This window comes from Mesorhizobium sp. CNPSo 4684 (genome assembly GCF_057784315.1).
This window is the reverse complement of the sequence record NZ_JBWLUX010000013.1, coordinates 124762-142276: the sequence shown is the minus strand read 5'-3', so window position 1 is coordinate 142276 and position 17515 is coordinate 124762. Positions and strand designations below refer to the sequence as shown.

General features: G+C 59.7%; 11 protein-coding genes. 5 read left to right on the top strand and 6 right to left on the bottom strand.

Annotated elements, in window-relative coordinates; all coding sequences use genetic code 11:
- Positions 1–177 precede the first annotated feature (177 nt).
- A complete protein-coding gene (locus tag AC04SG_RS14655) occupies positions 178–1335 on the bottom strand; it encodes an ATP-grasp domain-containing protein (RefSeq protein WP_488551625.1) in 1158 nt (385 codons plus the stop codon).
- Between the two features lie 144 nt (positions 1336–1479).
- A complete protein-coding gene (locus AC04SG_RS14650; RefSeq protein ID WP_488551624.1) occupies positions 1480–4518 on the bottom strand; it encodes a DUF6212 domain-containing protein in 3039 nt (1012 codons plus the stop codon).
- 393 nt (positions 4519–4911) lie between these two features.
- Here AC04SG_RS14650 and AC04SG_RS14645 point away from each other — a divergent pair, with 393 nt between their 5' ends.
- Positions 4912–5910, top strand: coding sequence for a glycosyltransferase family 2 protein (locus AC04SG_RS14645; protein WP_488551623.1), 999 nt, complete (start codon positions 4912–4914; stop codon positions 5908–5910).
- Positions 5911–5960: 50 nt separating this feature from the next.
- Here the strand turns inward: AC04SG_RS14645 and AC04SG_RS14640 are convergent, their stop codons facing one another.
- Positions 5961–6248 (bottom strand): hypothetical protein, encoded by a 288-nt coding sequence (locus tag AC04SG_RS14640; protein ID WP_488551622.1) that lies wholly within the window; start codon positions 6246–6248, stop codon positions 5961–5963.
- Positions 6249–6401: 153 nt separating this feature from the next.
- On the bottom strand, positions 6402–8978 hold the full coding sequence (locus AC04SG_RS14635; RefSeq protein WP_488551621.1) for a DUF6212 domain-containing protein: 2577 nt from the start codon (positions 8976–8978) through the stop codon (positions 6402–6404).
- A gap of 337 nt (positions 8979–9315) precedes the next feature.
- On the opposite strand from AC04SG_RS14635, the gene AC04SG_RS14630 reads away from it, so the two are divergent.
- From AC04SG_RS14630 to AC04SG_RS14620, 3 genes are all read left to right on the top strand, one after another.
- Positions 9316–9834 (top strand): hypothetical protein, encoded by a 519-nt coding sequence (locus AC04SG_RS14630; RefSeq protein WP_488551620.1) that lies wholly within the window; start codon positions 9316–9318, stop codon positions 9832–9834.
- 272 nt (positions 9835–10106) lie between these two features.
- Entirely contained in the window at positions 10107–12596 is a 2490-nt protein-coding gene (locus tag AC04SG_RS14625) for a sulfatase-like hydrolase/transferase (RefSeq protein WP_488551619.1), read from the top strand.
- Between the two features lie 229 nt (positions 12597–12825).
- Complete coding sequence (locus tag AC04SG_RS14620; RefSeq protein ID WP_488551618.1) at positions 12826–13392, top strand: DUF995 domain-containing protein; 567 nt, start codon at positions 12826–12828, stop codon at positions 13390–13392.
- A 178-nt stretch (positions 13393–13570) separates the two neighbouring features.
- Here the strand turns inward: AC04SG_RS14620 and galE are convergent, their stop codons facing one another.
- Together galE and AC04SG_RS14610 are read right to left on the bottom strand one after the other, a co-directional pair.
- Complete coding sequence (gene galE / locus AC04SG_RS14615; protein ID WP_488551617.1) at positions 13571–14650, bottom strand: UDP-glucose 4-epimerase GalE; 1080 nt, start codon at positions 14648–14650, stop codon at positions 13571–13573.
- A complete protein-coding gene (locus tag AC04SG_RS14610; protein WP_488551616.1) occupies positions 14650–15687 on the bottom strand; it encodes a UDP-glucuronic acid decarboxylase family protein in 1038 nt (345 codons plus the stop codon). Before AC04SG_RS14610 ends, galE begins: the two co-directional genes overlap by 1 nt.
- 1213 nt (positions 15688–16900) lie before the next feature.
- Here AC04SG_RS14610 and AC04SG_RS14605 point away from each other — a divergent pair.
- On the top strand, positions 16901–17512 hold the full coding sequence (locus AC04SG_RS14605) for a hypothetical protein (RefSeq protein WP_488551615.1): 612 nt from the start codon (positions 16901–16903) through the stop codon (positions 17510–17512).
- Positions 17513–17515: the final 3 nt, after the last annotated feature.

Genomic DNA, 17515 nt, shown 5'->3' with positions numbered 1-17515 from the left:
CCGGGCATTTCTCCCCGTATAGTGACGGGGAGAAAAACGCCATCACCGCCGCTTTCGCCAATCATCAACGTTGCAAAGGGGAGCGCCGAGGTCGCGGTAGCTTCCTTCTCCCCGTCACTATACGGGGAGAAGGTGCCGGCAGGCGGATGAGGGGCGGCGCTAAGCGTTTGGTTGGAATCACGGAGAGGCCGGCCCATTCCACTCGATGTCGCGCGTCGAGGCGGCTTGCAGGCTGACGCGCTGGCGCAGTGCGGTGCCGGCGATCTCGGCTAGTGCGCGCCATTGCGCTTTTCTGCGAGCGGGGTCGCCCGGCCAGTCGAGCAGCTCATCGGCCTCGCGCATAGTTTGGCGGAAGCGGCCAAGACCGCCCGATCGCAGCGCCGCCGGCAGTCCGTAGATCCACATCGCCAGCCGCACTGTCTGCAGCCTGGTGACATCAGGCTTCACCTCCGGACCGTCGTCCAGCACAGCGTCGGCAAAGCGCTGCGGATCGCGAAAGAAATGCAGGCCGCTCACGGCGCGCGGATTGCACTCCAGCGGCATCACCGTGCCGTCCTTCTCGCGCATCAGGTCGAAGGAGATCTGGCCTGTCCAGCCGGTGCCGGCGACGAAGATTTTGACAAAGCGCCGGGCAGCCGCATCCTCGACCGGCTCGAAGCAGATACCGGCGCCTTTGCCGGCGCGATAGAGTGACCGGTAGAACGCCAGCGCCTTGAGCTTGCCCTCGATCGCCACCGCATAGGCACTGATCTCGTCGCCGGCGATGAAGCGCTGCGCCACCCAAGGGGCGGCGGGCGAGGGGCGGACGGCGTCGAGTTCGCCCGGCGATGGCCGCAGCAGCACGTCACGGGCGAAACGCGACCACACCGGCTTGAACACCAGCTCGCGCGAATGGCCGCGCACGCTTTCGAGATCGGCATCGCTTTGCAGCAGCGTCGTCTCCGGCGCGTCGAGGCCGAGGCTTTGCACCAGCCGGTTGAAGGCATGCTTGTCGTGGACGCGGGAAAGCATTGCCATGTCGGGCGCGAACAGGTGGACCGGCATGGCGCGGTCCTGCCACAGGCGGCCGAGATAGAAGACCTCCTCGCAGGTCGGGATGACCAGTTCCACACCTTCGGTACGGACGAGAGATGCGACGGCCTCCGCATAGGCATCAGTGGCAAAGCGCGGCGGCGGCAGGCGATGGTAGGCGGCGCATGCCGTGCTCGCCGCAGCGATCGGCCGGGCCGGACTGTCGGCCAGGATTACCCGCCGCCCGGCGCCGTGCAGCAGCCGCGCCAGATGCAGCGCCACCGGCGCGCGGGCGCCGGTGACCAGCACAGTGCTACCTGCCATCGAAGACCTGCATCAAGCCCGCCCGCCCATCGCCACTCTCTCAATCAGGCTTGCGCGAAATCGGCGGTTTTGACAACGTCCCCGATGCTACCGCACTCAGTGCTTCGACAAGGTAACGTTCTCGCGATAGACGACGTGTGCCTGTCAGTCCCACACCAGCAAAAGCTTGCGCCAGAAAGCATTGGACGGCATCGGCTTCGAACCGCGTGGCAGCCGGATTGCCAGATAGATCGTCAGCCACTTGCGATCGATCTCGCGGATCGAAACTTTCAAGTCATGCAGTTCGAAAGGTCTCGAAACGCGCGTCCATCCGGAGAATGACAAGGCGCCAACAGGAGCATCGTGTTTCCACACGAGTTTTTCTTCCTGCCTGCCCAGCGCCATGGCGAACTCGAATGGGGATGCGTCATCGTGAGCGATCTCCACCGTCGCGATGACACTTCTGGCAAAGGCCGGAAAGGCCGAATTGAGGGCGGCGACAACCGGGCCATGCGTGTTCGGCCGCAGGAATATGCCGCCATTGTCACCGGCGATGAGCAGCGTCGGCAGCTCGGACGGATAGTCCGTCACAAGCGTCGCACGCTTCATCTCAACATTGGTCATTCGACGCATGCGTTGGCGCTGTTGCGGTGCGTTGAGGCGCGGGCGCCGCGCGTCGGTCGAAACGGCATGGCGGATCTGGACGCTCGAAAAGCCGCCAAGTACGCGCGCGTCCGGGCGGCTGCCGCCGCATTTGACTGCAAACAGCAAATCGCGTCGGCCGGTTGTCGGCGAACTGACGGTCGCCCTTATCTCACGCGCCTCGTGCTGTCGGCTGACATCGGCCCAACCGCTCCCACTCTCATCCTCAAGCAGCTGGGCGAGATAGCTGAAGGTCTGGTTTTCTGCGTCCACGATCGCGAGCTGAAACTGCGCAGAGCCCGTCAGCTCCTCGTCGAGGTAAACCCAACAACTCGCGCCTATGGCGCCCGGCGGGCAGACGCCTTTCAGCAAAGCCATGGTGACATTGCTGCCCTTGGCTTCGAGGAACAACTGGTCCGGCGATTGTTCGACATAGCTCAGCAGGTCCGGATCGGCATCCGGATACGAACTGACATGAGCCAGGCGCATGGGCTCGGCGGAAAGATACTGCTCGCGGTAAAGTGAGGAATGCAACTCCGGCACGGTCTCTTCGGTCGCCGCGTTGAGTATTTCAGCCACACCCAGGGCGAAGTCGGTTCGTCCTGCATGGGCGAGAAGCGAAATTGCGGTATCCGCCCTGCCTTCGCGTGCCGCGATCTCGGCCAGCAACTGCATTGCGTCCGCGGTATTGGCGGGACCCGTACTCAATCTGAGATACCGCTCGTCGTTGACGCGCAGCTCCAAATTCCAGAGGTTGAGCTCCTTCTCATGATTGTCGGTGTTCGAGCTGATGCCGAGCTGCACGAACATGTCCGTTTTCGCGAATCTATGCTTTCGAAAGACAGCGATGATCGGCTTGCGATTCCTCAGCCACTCGGCATTTCGATTCATGCCCGTCGGTGCCGACCGGTACCAATAGAGCGGCTCCGGAACGGGGACGATCTCCAGACCTGCCAGGTCCGCGCGAAGGAAAAACTCCCAATCGCTTGCGGAAAACCCCCGCTCTTCGTTCAGGTAACCTATCTTGTCGAACACCTCACGCCGGAACATCGCATTGGCATCGCCATACGGATTGTTGAGCAAGGCGATGTCCGTAGGTCCGCCGACCGGGAAGTAAAGCATGTAGCCGCTCTTGGTGTCCGGCGGCACGAAGGGCTCGTTGAGCCACTTGGCGAAGGTCGTGCAGATATCGGCGCCGGACTTTTGCATGCCGGCGACGAACGTACTGACGGCGTTCGGGAACAGCACGTTGTCGTCGTCCAGGAACAGGATCAGTGAACCCTTGGCGGCGCGGATTCCCGTGTTGCGCGCCTTGCCGAGAAAGCCGTTCTTCTGCCGGATGATCCGCCAGCCTCGCTGCTCGAACTCCGCTTCGACCTCCGCCAACAATTGGATTGCATCTGGATCGGTGCTGCCGTCATCGACGACGATCAATTCGATGTTGGGATAGTCCTGGCGCCGAACCGAGGCAATCGCCTGGGGCAACAGGCGCGCCCGGTTGTAGTGCGCCGTTATGATCGAAACGAGCGGTGGCCGGCTCCGGCTGCGACTGGAGACCTTACCGGATTCACGGGAGAATTTTGCATGCAGCCTACTCCAGGCTTTCTCGCGCGCGTCCCGTTTTTGCAGGGGCTTTGCCGGACCAAACGATGGGCTTTCCAGCACAGACGCAATTTTGGCCGCGACGGCGGAAGCGGACGCCTCCATCATGACGGCGTCAGCCGACTTCGGATGGAGCACGTCACGTATGCTGCCGACATCTGTCGCGACGAACGGGATCTCTTCGTCGAGGCACGTCATCACTTCCAGCGGAAGCTGAGCCGCTGAGTGTGTCATCGCCACTAGCGCATGACTCTGCCGCAGGTATCTGTAGATATCAGGCTCATCGCGAATGGGCAGGAGCTTCAATTTGAACGGCCATTGCCGCGCACGCCGAACGATCATGCCGCCCGAATGCTCGCCCAGGACATAACCGAACGCGCCGACAACCGTCACTGTCAGATCGGTGACGCCGCTGTCGGCCAGACGATCGAGCGCATCGCAGAACAGCGTCAGTCCATCACGCGCCTCTGTGCCTGAGAAATGAACCACTTCGGCGGCGGGCCGCTCTCGCGGCCTGTAGTGATCGACAGCGAAGTTCGAACGCCACTCCTCCGGCTCGAGAGGCGCAGCAATGTGACGGCTGGTGGGCAGCTTCCATGCCGCCTTGGCCATCCAGTCGAGCAGCGACTGGCCAGCGATGACAAGATGGTCGCACATTTCGGCCGACATCTTTTCCATGTGCGCGACGGTCATCTGCTCCTTTCGTTCGACCGCCCGGGAATTGGCTTCCAGCTTCCACATAAGCGGCTCATGCGCGAGCACGACGATCGCGGGAGGGTCGGGAAAGACGCCTGTGCGCTTCGCAAGGTTGGAGAAATGCGCCAGTCCGCCTTCAAGCGCAAAATAGACGACGTCGAATGCATTCTGCTTGAGGTAATGGTAGACAGCCAATGAGTTCTTGTCGCTGGAATCCATGCCGCGCAGCAACTCCGGCGACGGCGGCAGCAATTCGAGCCGCACCAGGAAATTGTCGAAGCACCATTTGCGTAGCCTGGCGATTTCCTGATCATCGGGCTGGCTGCCGAGCGGGCTCGGCGCCCAAAGCAGCGTCACGGTGTCACCGGTTCCCGCCAGATGCTGCGCCAGCGCGTAGGTCACCGACCCGTGATCGCCAGTCACCGTCGAGCCGAACTCAACCTCCGAAACGACACACACATTGCGAGGCTTCTGGCTTGCCTGTCGCTTGCCCTTGGGCATAGCGCCTGCCTTGGAACCAACGCTCAATGAGTCCCCCTTGTCAGCCCGCTTCGCTCGAAACAGTCTTGCCAACAGTTGGATAATACTTTGATAATCGTCTCGCGGGGCTCACCTTACCGCACCTGCCTTCGCGTAAACAGGTTTGATGACGTTCGGATGGTTGAACTTCGATCCCCAAAGCATCTCGCGCGACTGGACGACCGGCCGATTGACGTGACCGATGGTGAGATCTTGTGCTTTGTCGGACTCCGCAACGAGGCGACACTGCTACCGCAACTTCTCGACCATTACCGCGGCCTCGGCGTCGATCGGTTCTTCTTCCTGGACAATGGTTCCACGGACGGGACGCGTGAACTGATCCTGGAGCAGCCGGACAGCCACTGCTTCCACACGGAAGGATCGCATTTCTCTGAAAACATCGATCCGCCGCGATGGATCAACACGCTCATGAATGTGTTCGGCACCGGCCATTGGTGCCTTTCGATCGACGCTGACGAGCTTCTCGTCTATCCCGATTTTGAGCGAGCGAACCTGCGGCAGCTTTGCAACTATCTCGATTCGACCGGCGCGGACGCTGTGATAGGCTCCATGATCGACATGTATGCCGACGGCCCGTTGGCCGAATACAGCTATGATGGCACGATCCCGCTTGTTGAAGCTTCACCCTACTTTGATCCGGAGCCAGGGTGGCTGCGCGCCCGCGACGGTATGTATCCACCGGAGCAGATGTTCGGTGGCGTGAGGGAACGGGTCTTCTGGCACGGCCGGTTCAAGCAAACCTTTCCCCCGTGCCTGACAAAGGTTCCGATCGTAAAATGGGGGCGGGGCACGCATTATCACGTCGCACAGCACACGATCAGCAAGGTCCGATTCAGCGAACTGCGCGTCGCATTGCTGCACTTCAAATTCGTCTGGGGATTTCGCCAGAAATCAGCGTCGTCTCTGAGTGAAAATGCGCAACTCAAGGAAAAGACACTTGAGGAGCGCGCCGCCTACATGGAAGCCCTGGAGCGCGATCCGAAACTGGCGCTCCGTAACCATAGGTCTGTCCGCTATCGCGGAGACGCCGCGCAACTCGTGGAACTCGGCTGGATGAAAACCTCGGATCGCTATGCCGGATTCGTTTCTACCCTGGACACCGCAACGTCGCGGTGACGCAGCCAACTGAAATGGCGAACTATTGAATGGGGAAAACCGGTCGATGCTTATCCGCCGTAGCGGTGGCCACCATCACCAGGGTTTCCGTCCCCACCTTCTGGCCCAAACTGGGACAGACTGTTGAGAGCAAGCGCCTTGCAGGCTGACGGAGCATTCGGGTAACGGTGCAGATAGTCCTCAAGCGCCTCGATGGTGCCGGTTTTGAGGGCCTGCTCGCAGGCAAGCTCGGCTTCCTGAACGCCAACGTCGGTCCTCGCCTGCGCCGCGCCGGTGAAAGCGACGCTCAACCCAAGCAGACTAAGTCCGCCCAAAAGCAACGAATGAACCTTGCGCATAACGCACCCCACACACAAAATAACCCACTGAAATATTAGCATCTATTAATGTTTTGTCAACCATTTCGGCAAGGTTGAGGAAACATGGTTAACGCGAGCAATTGATCGGACCGGGGCCCCGCTGGCACTCGGGGATTTCCCTGGCCGGCGCCGCTAATCGCTGAACAGTGCCAGCTTGCGGAAGAACGCGTTGGTCGGAAAACCATTGGACGTTGCGGTGAAACGAACGGCGGGAACGATTGAAAGCGGGGTCTTCCGTCGTGCGCGAAGCGTTACCACCAAGGGATGACGCACGAATCTGTCTTCGATGCTCATCCAGCCTGAAAAGGCGATCGTTTGCGCGCCGATGTCCTGTTGCCAATCTATGGTTTGGTCGGGTCGAGCAAGCGCGAGAGCAAAATCTATCGCCGGCGCGTCGGCATGAGCGATTTCAACGATTGCTTCCACCTCCCGGAAGAAGGCCGGAAATTGATGATCAAGCGAGGCAGCGACCGCACCGTCAGCATGCGGACGCAAGAACAAACCGCCGTCATCCGGTGCGACAAGCAGCAGCGGAAGAGCCGAGACGCGCGGTGTAAGCAACCGTGCGCTCCTCAGTATGTCGTAGTCGAGGATGATCGAACTGCCGCCGACATCAGGACTGTACGGGGCATTGTGGTGCGTGGCGGCGGGGCGTCCAAGCAAGGTGGCAGCCGTATCGGGGCGACCGATCGACACAGCAATGCTCGCAAGCGTCTCTATGGCTGCATCGCTGTTCGGTTCGATGTCGCACAGCTCCAGATATTTTCGATTGCGGGGGATATATTTCAGGTTTTCGCGGGCGCTTTCAATTTCGGACCGGTGCGTGTTCTGGGCGACGACCAAATGATGCAGCAGACGGAAGTCATCAGGTTGGCTCGACCTGAACGCCTCCAGGACGGGAAGCCGGTTGTCATACCAGTTCGACGTCCGAAACATTCCATCCGGTTTCGAGCGATACCAGTATAGCGGCTTTGGAATCGTCCTGATCTTGAGACCTGCCAGAGAGGCTCGCGCAAGGAACTCCCAGTCGTGCATGGCGTAGCCGGGCTTTTCGATCAGGAACCCGATCTGCGAGAACACAGATCGGCGCATCATCGCATTCGCGTCACCGTAGACGTTGTGGATCAGGCCGAGCGCGTCGGGACCACCCAGTGGCAGGTACTGGATCAGCCCGTCGGCGCGATCCTCAGGCACCAAATCCTCGTAGAAGATCAGTTGGAACGCAGTGCAGATGTCAGCGCCCGATGTTGCCATCGCACGCACGAAATGATCGACGGCCTCCGCAAACAGCGCGTTGTCATCGTCGACGAACAGGATCAGCTCGCCTTGCGAAGCGCGGATGCCGGCGTTTCGCGCCGCGCCGAGATGCTCGTGCGGTCGGCGCAGGATCTTCCATCCGCGCTGACGGAAGGTCGGTTCCAGCGTATCCAGCAATCGCCTGGCGTCCTCCAGGTCGCTTCCGTCGTCCACCAGAACCAGTTCCAGGTGATCGTAGGTTTGCGCCTCGATCGCCGCGATTGCCTGTTTCAGATAGAGCGGCCGGTTGCGATGGGCCATGACGATAGAGACCAGGGGTGACCCCCCGGCACTTTTGTCGACGCGCCTGCGTTTGGCCGGCGTCGGCAAATTGCGCGTATCCAGCCAGGATTGCCGACATTGGCGCAGCCTGTCGACAGGCAGTGGGCGAGGCGGGTCATTGAGCGCCGCCGAAATCGCCTGCGCCAACGCGGCAGCGTCAGGATCGACCAGCCGCGGTTGCCTCGCCTGCACATTCCAGCTCTCCGCGTTCGCGTCGGCATTGGTCGCAACAAACGGCAGTCCCGCCTCGATACAAGCGGCAACAGTGGCGCCCGTCGATGCGGCGCGGGCGGGGATGACGGCAAGCGCGCCGGTCCGCGCGACGTAGTCGAGCGTTGCGGCGGGGCTTGCGTGCGCCAACAGGTTGAGCTTGAACGGCCACCGCTCGGCGCGTCTCAGAAGCAGTCCACCGCTATGCTCGCCCATGATCTTTCCGAATGGACCGAATGCGGTGACCTCCAGCCCTTCTGGCGCTGTTGGCGCGATGATGTCGAGCGCGTCGCAAAGCAGCGTCAGGCCATCGCGGAAGCGCCACCCGGCCAGGACGGCAAGTTCTCTGGCGCTTGTCGTCACAACGGACGGCCGCGCTCCGGGTCGACCGAGACGATCCTGCAACGGCAACATCGGCGTCACGATCGCCTTCTTCACCTTCCAGCCCTTCGACAACATCCACATTCGCAAGGCGGCCGACGCACAGATCGTCCTGTTCGCCATCTCGGCGCAGTATTTCTCCATGTAGGCGACGGCAATCGCCTCGGTGCTGTCCATGAAGGCCTTGTCGGCTTCATGTTCCCATTCTTCCGGAGCGTGGGCGACGACCACGATCGGCGGCGCGGCAAAGGCCGCAGTCTCGACCGCCAGCAGCGTGTAGAAAGCTAACCCACCCTCAAGCGGCGCGTAGACCAAATCGTGGCCGGACCGTTCGAGGTAATGCAGCACAGCGGCGGACCGGCTCTCGGGCGTCGTCAGCGAAGGAAGCAACTGATCGGACTTGTCGAGAATTTCCAGTCGCACCGAGGCCGCCTCCAGGTCGCGGTGGCGCGCTGCCTCCGCTGGGGCATTCCTGCCTGGAACCCACAGCAGGGTGACGTCGTCGCCATCTTCGGCGAAAAGCCTGGCCAGTTCGGCCATGGCACCGTCTTCGCCACCATGATCGATTGCATTTGTCACGACGCAGACGCGGCGAGGCTTGCTTTCCTTTGACGGCCTCCGCTCCGTCCCACCAACGGCCATCCGATTTCCTCTGATCCAATTCCACCGAGTGCGCTCCGCAGCACAGTCGATCTGCAACGATGCCCGCGCCGGGTTTACGCTCCAGTGATCATCCTTCTGCGCCATTGGTAAACCAAATCGTCAATCAGGTCCTAAAACGGCTGCACAATCAATCAACTGATACAACTTTAGCGACACAGAATATTCAATCTTTACGGCTCCCAGCTAGTCATTGACGGCATAGCAGGAGGCGCAGATGAAAACGATAATGAAGTTTCTCGGTGCGCTCGGTTTGATGGGCGCACTGGTCTCGGCAAGCTCCGCGGGAGAATTGCTGCGACCGCGCATCAGCCTGGGGGCGGCCAACGTCAAGACGATCAGTGGCGATCGCGGTGGCTATGTGATCGACTATGCCATCCGTGCGCTGAAAATGCGCCGCAGCGGCACCTTTGTGCGGTTCAACGGTTCGTGTGACTCGGCCTGCACGCTTTATCTGTCGATGCCCAGGAGCAAGGTGTGCATCACGCGGAATGCTTCGTTCGGCTTTCACCTGCCATATGGCGTTTCTGCGCGGGGCAATCAGGTGGCCGCTAATTTCATGATGAAAAACTACCCTGGCTGGGTTCGCGGTTGGATCGCCAAGCGTGGTGGGCTGAAGAGTTCCATCGCGAAGATGACATACGCGGATGCGAGCCGCTTTCTGCCGACGTGTCCTTCCCAACAGCGGGGCATGACAGTCGCGAGCCTGAGCCCGACGCGTCTGCGTGGCGGCTGATTGCTGACGCAGTACTGAAACATCACGACGGCGGGTGCTCGACAGCGCCCGCCGTCGCCGATTCATACGGCGGGTGCACAGTTGGTTGAACAGCTCACTTGGCCAAAACGCATCGCCGTTCAACGTGTTCGGTTAACCAGTTCTCAAGAGACTTGGTTAACCCAAACTTGATTTTGTTGACTCTTTTTTAGCGCAAGTCGATTCTGCGGATGGGGGTTTGAGGGCTGTCGGCCGTGGTTGGGCCGAAGCGCAGACTCGCGGCGGGTAGTTGTATGAGCATCGGCGGCAATACGGGGTCGGCGAGCCGACCTGAGAGCGGCCTTACGGAATCGAAGGCGGGGACGGCTTCGTCGAGGGACTTGCGCTTCCGGCGCATGAGCCAGCGGATCATTTGCACGGGCCTGTTGTCCTGGCTGCTTTTGGGTGTCTACCGCAGCGCAATCGTTGATCCGCAAACCACGTTTCCAGGCCTTTTAGGGGCCATCCCCAAGGGATTGGCATCGAGCTACTACGATCTGATTGTCGTTACTTCCCTGACCGTGGTTACGCTGATCCTGCTGTTCCTGGCAAAGGCCAGCCGTCTCGGCTCAGTCATCGTCGTCTTCCTCTTCTATGTTGCTGTCGTGGTTTCTCTGGGCTGGGGATTTGCCAACATCAACCTCGTCAAGATGCTGGGCGAACCGTTCACGTTCCAGTGGCTGGTCTATGGCGACTTCCTGCAGAATGCCGATGCCAGGAACGCGATGGGCGACGCGCTCAACATAAAGGACTTCGCGACCCTTTCCGGATCCGTCATTCTGGTGCTCATCCTTGGCTATGCCGCGGCCAGCTTGTGCCAGCGGCTGAGCGCCGCTGGCTACGGGGCCTTTCTGGGCGTGCTCGTTGTGTGTGTCGGCACGGCTCTCGCCGGAACTGGATACCACGTGCGTGCGGAGGCGCTGCCGGCGGCCAAGATCGACAATCCAATCCTGTATTTTGTCGAATCGGCCGTGTTCAGTCCAACGCCGGTCGTGCTGGCAATGAACGCCAACACCAATGACCCGGATGTCGCGAGCGTCGGCGAGCGTCCGCCGGAGACGTCGGCCTTCAAGGCGCCGGCGCCGAACCCGATCAAGAACGTGCTGATTTTCATCATGGAGTCGGTGCCGTCCAAATACATCGAGACGTATGGCGGCAAGTATCCGATCACACCAAATATCAAGAGCTACGCAAAGGACTCCATACGATTCGACAACATATATGCGCACGCACCTTCCACGCATTACTCGGTGTTTTCTCTGCTCACCTCTATGTACAACGATATTTCATACTATGGCATGACCACCAGGTATCCATATCTGCCTCTGGACACGATCTCAAACACCCTGTCCAAGAACAATTTCCGCACAGGGTTTTTCTGGAGCGCGGATTCCCGATTCCAACGGGTCGATGAGTTTCTGCTCAACAAGGGGCTGGATGTGATCCAGGACTACCGGGGGCAAAAATGCAGTACCCCGACTTTCAAGCTCAGCTCCGAGCAGTGGAAGAACATGGACTACAACAGCGATCTTTGCACGGCGCAATCGATCATCGACTGGATGAACAAGGACGCGGGAAAACCCTTCTTCGGCATAATGTTCACGGCGATGACCCACTATCCCTACATCACCGACAGCCCGATGTTTTCGAAGATGGCGCCTTCCTCCGATGGCAACACGCTGGTCCACTACTCGGATGACCAGAAATTCAATGCTTATCTCAACGCCCTGAAGGTCGGCGATACGGCGCTTGGCGAGATCCTTGAATCGCTCAAGCAGTCCGGCAAGCTCGATTCGACGCTCGTGGTCATACTGGGCGATCATGGCGAGGCGTTCGGGGAGCATGGCGACTACATTCATGCCAGCGCGATCTACGAGGAAAACATCCACATCCCGCTCATCATGATCAACAAGCATCTCTTCCATGACGAGGTTGCGCACCCGGTCGGCGGCATCATCGATATCGCCCCGACGATCTTCGACATACTCGGGCTTCCGCTGCCGAAGCAGTGGCAGGGGCGCAGCCTGTTCAGCGAGCAACGGCCAAACAAGACCTTCTTCTTCAATCCCTGGGCCGGTTTCCTGTTCGGCTATCGCGAGAACGATCGAAAGGTCATCTTCAACGCGACCACCGGCAAGGTGGAGGAATACGACCTCAAGGCCGATTCCGGTGAACGAACCAACCTCTTCACGGCCGACACCGGCGACCGAAACGCGCTGCTGCAGCCCATCGCCGGATGGGTGCAATCGCAGAGGCGGCGCGTGGCCGATCTGGTGGCCGCCGCCGCGAAAGACACCGGACGTTGCACCATCACCAGTCTGGAGGTCGACGCTGCCGGCATTGATCTCCAGGGTGCGCCTCGGTTCGACGTCGTGGTCGACGGTAAGACCGTCGCCGAGATTGATGTCCCGGGCAAGGAAAGCGCCGCATCGACGCCCGAAGCCGCCGTGGCGGAGCTAATGCAGGCGTCAACCGAGGCCAAGCCGTTCCACATCGATCTCAGCAGCGTTCCGGACCCGAAGACGATCGAGCTTCGCTATGTCAACGACCTGTGGGGCGGAGAGGGCAAGCCAGGTGATCGCAACCTGTTCATCAAGAGCATCAAGGTGAACGGTCAGCTGGTGCCAAACACCAGGCTGCATGTCGACGAGCAGTCTCACGGCTACACCGACGACAACGGGACCGCCATGTACAGCAACGGCTCGCTATGGATTAGCGGCCCCTTCGTCGAGGGATGTGTATAATGTCCCGCGCACCTGATTGCCGTCCTCGATTTACAGCCCGTGCACACTCCGACAGATACTGTCGACCCTCCCGGTTGACATCGTCGCGCGGCAGTCAATAGCATGCGAAATACTGATGGTTGTGGCGTGATGCCTATTATCAGCGCAGGACGGACCGGGCCTGTTCTTGCGGTATGCTCGGCTGGTCGATGCCCGCTTGGGAAGCAAACATCGAATGCGATCGCTCGGCATGACGACCCAGACCGGATTGCCATCTAGATCGGCGAGCGGGGCGAGGCGCCATCGACTTGCCAGGCGTGTCTCCCTGGCGCCCCTCCTGGCCATTTGGTGCCAGATGGCGCTTTGCGGGGCCGCGCACGCCGAAGACAGCGGACCTGCAGATGCCGTTGCCGTCCCGACGGCTTTCGAACTTCAGCTTGTTTATGCCGACCGCACGTGGATATGGGATAATGGAGCGGCCTATTTCGGACAGAAGGATAGACCGGTCCGGGCCTGGACCTCCGAGCAGGACACGGTTTCTGTCGGCGAAGGCAGATGGCATCTAAGCAACGATGGCAAGATGTGCATGGATCTCATCTGGCGGTCCAAGACCTACGCCGCCGCGCCGATTCGCACCTGTTTCAGCCACCGCATCCGGGGTGGGACCCTCGAGCAGCGCAAGGATCCGAACGGTCTCTGGTACAGTTTCAGGCACTCTCTGGAAGACCCTTCCGACGAGCAACGGAAATTCGAGGAAGGCGATACAAAGGGCGCGCAGTTTGACAAGGTCCGTGGCCTGATCGATTCCAAGAGTTGACGCATGCGGCCCAAGTGCGCATGCGCTTTTGGGACAACGGCATGCATGAAGAGCGCGTTGACGCGCTCTGTCGTGGGAGCGCTCCACGATTTCCAGGGCCGAGTCGTATCAAAGGCTCGCTGAGAAGCCCTCACCCACCTCAGCGAGCCCACGTCCCGACGCACAACAAACGGGACGACTACCAGCTTTGCGAGCTGGTATTGCTTTCCGACGCATTTGACATGTCTGGCGCAGTTGACCGGCTGCGCTTGGCCGTCGGCATCGGAATTGTGGACGCGGCGGCCTCCAGTCCGAAGAATGGGGCGGCTGTCCTGACGATCGTATCGATGTCGGAAAGTTCCGGCGTGAAACCCAGGTGTTCGCGTGCGCCGGCCGGGTCGGCGTAGAGCTCCGCCGGGTCTCCCGGGCGCCGGGGCCTGAAGACCACGGGAACCGATTTTGACGTCATCCGGGTGACCGCCTGCAGAATCTCCTTGATCGAAACCCCGCGTCCGGTGCCGAGATTGACCGACAGGCTTTCGCCACCCGCCTCAAGATGCATGAGAGCCCTCAGATGCGCGCGGGCCAGATCGCTGACATGGATGTAGTCGCGCACGCAGGTGCCATCCGACGTGTCGTAGTCCGCACCGAAAATCTCGATCTCGTCGATCGTGCCGGATGCGGCCATGAGCACTCGCGGGATCAGGTGCGTTTCAGGCGTATGCCATTCGCCGAGCTCGCCCTCCGGATCGGCGCCGCAAGCGTTGAAGTAGCGCAGGATCGCATATTTCATTCCGTAGGCGGAGGCATAGTCCCTGATGATCTGCTCACCCATCAGCTTGGTCCGCCCATAAGGGCTGATTGGATTTTGCGCCGAGGTCTCGCGAATGGGCAATGTTTCGGGCACGCCGTAGGTTGCGCAGCTGCTTGAGAAGATGATGTATTCGATCGAGCTTGCGCGTGCCGCATCCAGCACCGCGATGGTACCCGACACATTGGTCGAATAATATTCCGCTGGCTCATGAACAGACTCGCCGACATAGGCCAGCGCTGCAAAGTGGATTATCGCCTTCGGCTGATAGGTCCTGATCGCCTGCTGCAGCACTGTCCGGTCCCGGATATTGCCGACGACAAGCGGCCCCCAGGCAACCGATCTCTCGTTGCCGCGGCTTAGATTGTCGAAAACGACGGGCAGGTAGCCGGCAGCGGACAACAGCTTGCAGGTGTGGCTGCCGATGTAACCGGCCCCACCCGTCACAAGGATTGCCGGGCGGCTCATTACATCGCAGCTTCTTTGACGGGCCGGCTCGAGTAGAGCAGGGCGTCAAAATACGCCGTGGTATGCGCAAGCCCCTGGCTCAGGCTGATCTTTGGCTCCCAGCCAAGTTTTTCCCGGGCAAAGGAGATGTCCGGCTTGCGCTGTTTGGGATCGTCGACGGGCAGCGGCCGATGCACGATCTTCGACTGCGAGTTGGTGCATTCGATCACCTGCGTCGCCAGTTCCAGAATGGTGAATTCGGCAGGATTGCCGAGATTAACCGGGTGCTGCGGCGCGCTCGGTGCGTTCATCAGCCGGATGAAGCCTTCGATCAGGTCGTCCGCGTAGCAGAATGAACGTGTCTGCTGGCCGCTGCCGTAGACGGTCAGATCGTCACCGTGCAAAGCCTGGACGATGAAGTTCGACACGACGCGGCCATCGTCCGGCTGCATGCGGCGGCCATAGGTGTTGAAGATCCGCGCGACGCGGATATCGAGGCCGTACATTCTCGAATAATCGAAGAACAGCGTCTCGGCCGAACGCTTGCCCTCATCATAGCAGGATCGCGGACCGTGCGGATTGACGTTGCCGAAGTAGGCTTCCGGCTGCGGATGCACCAAGGGGTCGCCATAGACCTCGGACGTCGAAGCCTGAAATATCTTGGCATTGTTCCGCCGCGCGAGTTCGAGCAGGTTCAGCGAACCAAGCACGCTTGTCTTGAACGTATGGATCGGATCAGCCTGGTAATGCGGCGGGGAGGCCGGGCAGGCGAGGTTGTAGATTTCATCGACCTGAAGATCCGAAGGCAGTGCGTCGACAATGTCGTGCTCGATGCACGTAAATCGCGGATTGCGCAGGATGGCATTGAGATTGTACCTTTTGCCGGTGTGGAAATTGTCCAGCACGACAACGTCGTATCCATCCAGCAAAAGACGCTCGCATAGATGCGAACCCAGAAATCCTGCCCCGCCGGCAACCAGGGCGCGGCCCCGATTGATGTTGGCGCGCCTTCGGCTGTTCCCGGACTCGAGTTTCAGAACGTTGACAGTCCTACGCATATTCCACCCCTTCGCCCTTACGCACTGCGCACGCTACCGCCCGGACATAGCGTTGCCCGGCCACGCCCCTGCGGACGTCGCAAACCCTCCGCTTCTGCGGAATCGTCACTCCTGATGTCTGTTGATTGCTTTCTGAGTTCGCTGGGCGACGCTATGCGGCTATTGGTTGCCGTTCAGCATTCGACTCCGCCCCGAAATCGCGGTTACGCGTCTGGTGCCACAATCGCCCATTGCTCGCCCAAATTGCATATCCCAACGTGTCAAAAATATACCTGTGGAAATCATAGTCAACTAAATTAGCAAATCCTTAACCGTAATCGTTAGGGAGTGGTTAATCATGAGGTCGGCAGCGTCTGCCGCTTCAACTCAAGCGATGATCGAAAAATGGCAATATACCGGTAGAAAATAGTAATATTAATGGGATTTTGCGATAGCAAAAAGCGCAAATATGACAAAGAAATGTCAGATTTAGAACGAAAACGCCCAGTAGAAAGCTCGCACTGGCCCCATATATCGCATCGTATATTTGAAAATATTTCGATTTATGAAATATCAAAAATATGGTAACACTACGCTTCGTCCGCAAATTCTTAGAAAGAAATGCGACCGGCGCCCGAAACGGTTCGGGCCAGAAATGTTCGTGGCGTTCCCAATGTAGGGGCTTAGGTTCACCCCGTCGGTCGGATAAGGCACGTTCGCTCTCTTTATTTCATGGTCAGATATTCAGATTACCCGAGGGACATTCTATGATACAGTGAGCGACGAACAGTACTGACTCGTTAATTTCGAAAGTTTGGTTTTAAACTATAGTTACAATGAAACTCGTTGACGTGACTCTATGCATGAATGTCTATATCAAAGACATTTCGACTTGAAATGTGCGCCATCTTGCTTCTTGTAGACTTTTGGGATCGAAACCCCCTCGGGCACAATATGCCTCTCAATAATCAAAATCGTGGAAGGTCCTGGCACCATCCATTTATATAGATATTAGCGATGGCTTATGAGCGCATAGGTAGAAATCCTTTAGTGTTGCGACGCGGCCATGACGCCGATGCAATTGGACGGCGGGCAACTCGCTTGGCCAAATCCGCGCAAACATTCATTTGGCTATTATCTTTGTCTTGGACGGACGAGGCTCGCTGCGCAGGCCATCGCCTTTTGATCCTTGGAGCGCTATTGGCAAGCTGGTCGAACACTCGGGTTATTCTCAATGCGCTTTCTGTTTGTCCTGATCCTGCTCGCCGGTATCGCCGTCGGCGTCGTCTATCCCTGGGCGATGACAAATTTCTCCGGCCATGAGGTCGGCAGCTACAGGGTCTACGAGCAGGGCCGCTTCAAGCCGGTGACGGTGGCGCTCTCGCCAAGCGATGCGCCGGTCAGGGTGCTGGTCGACCTGACAGCGCGGGCCGAGCGCATCGCCTCGCAGCAGCGCACTATCTTGACGTTGACCGCGGCTACCGGTGGCAAGACTGTGCTCGCCTCGACGCTGCAGTTCAACCACTCAGACAATCCGCGCCAGGTCAGCCCGCAACTGCCCGACAAGATCTTTCGCGACGAGGCCGGCGTGATCGCGACCGTCAGCCCCGGCTCTTATCTCTTCACCGTCGGCCCGGGCGATGCCGATGATATCCCGATGCGGGGGGTGGACCTGGTGCTGCGCGCCGGTACCGGCGAGATCGACGGCCGCGCCCGGCCGGTCGGCTATGGGTTGATTGCCGTCGGCCTGATCGGCTTCCTGCTATCGTTGCGTTTCGGCGGTAGCCGGCCGGAGAACCCCAACTCGAAGCCGCCGCCGCGCTGGGGCAGGGGCTCCTCGAAATGAGCG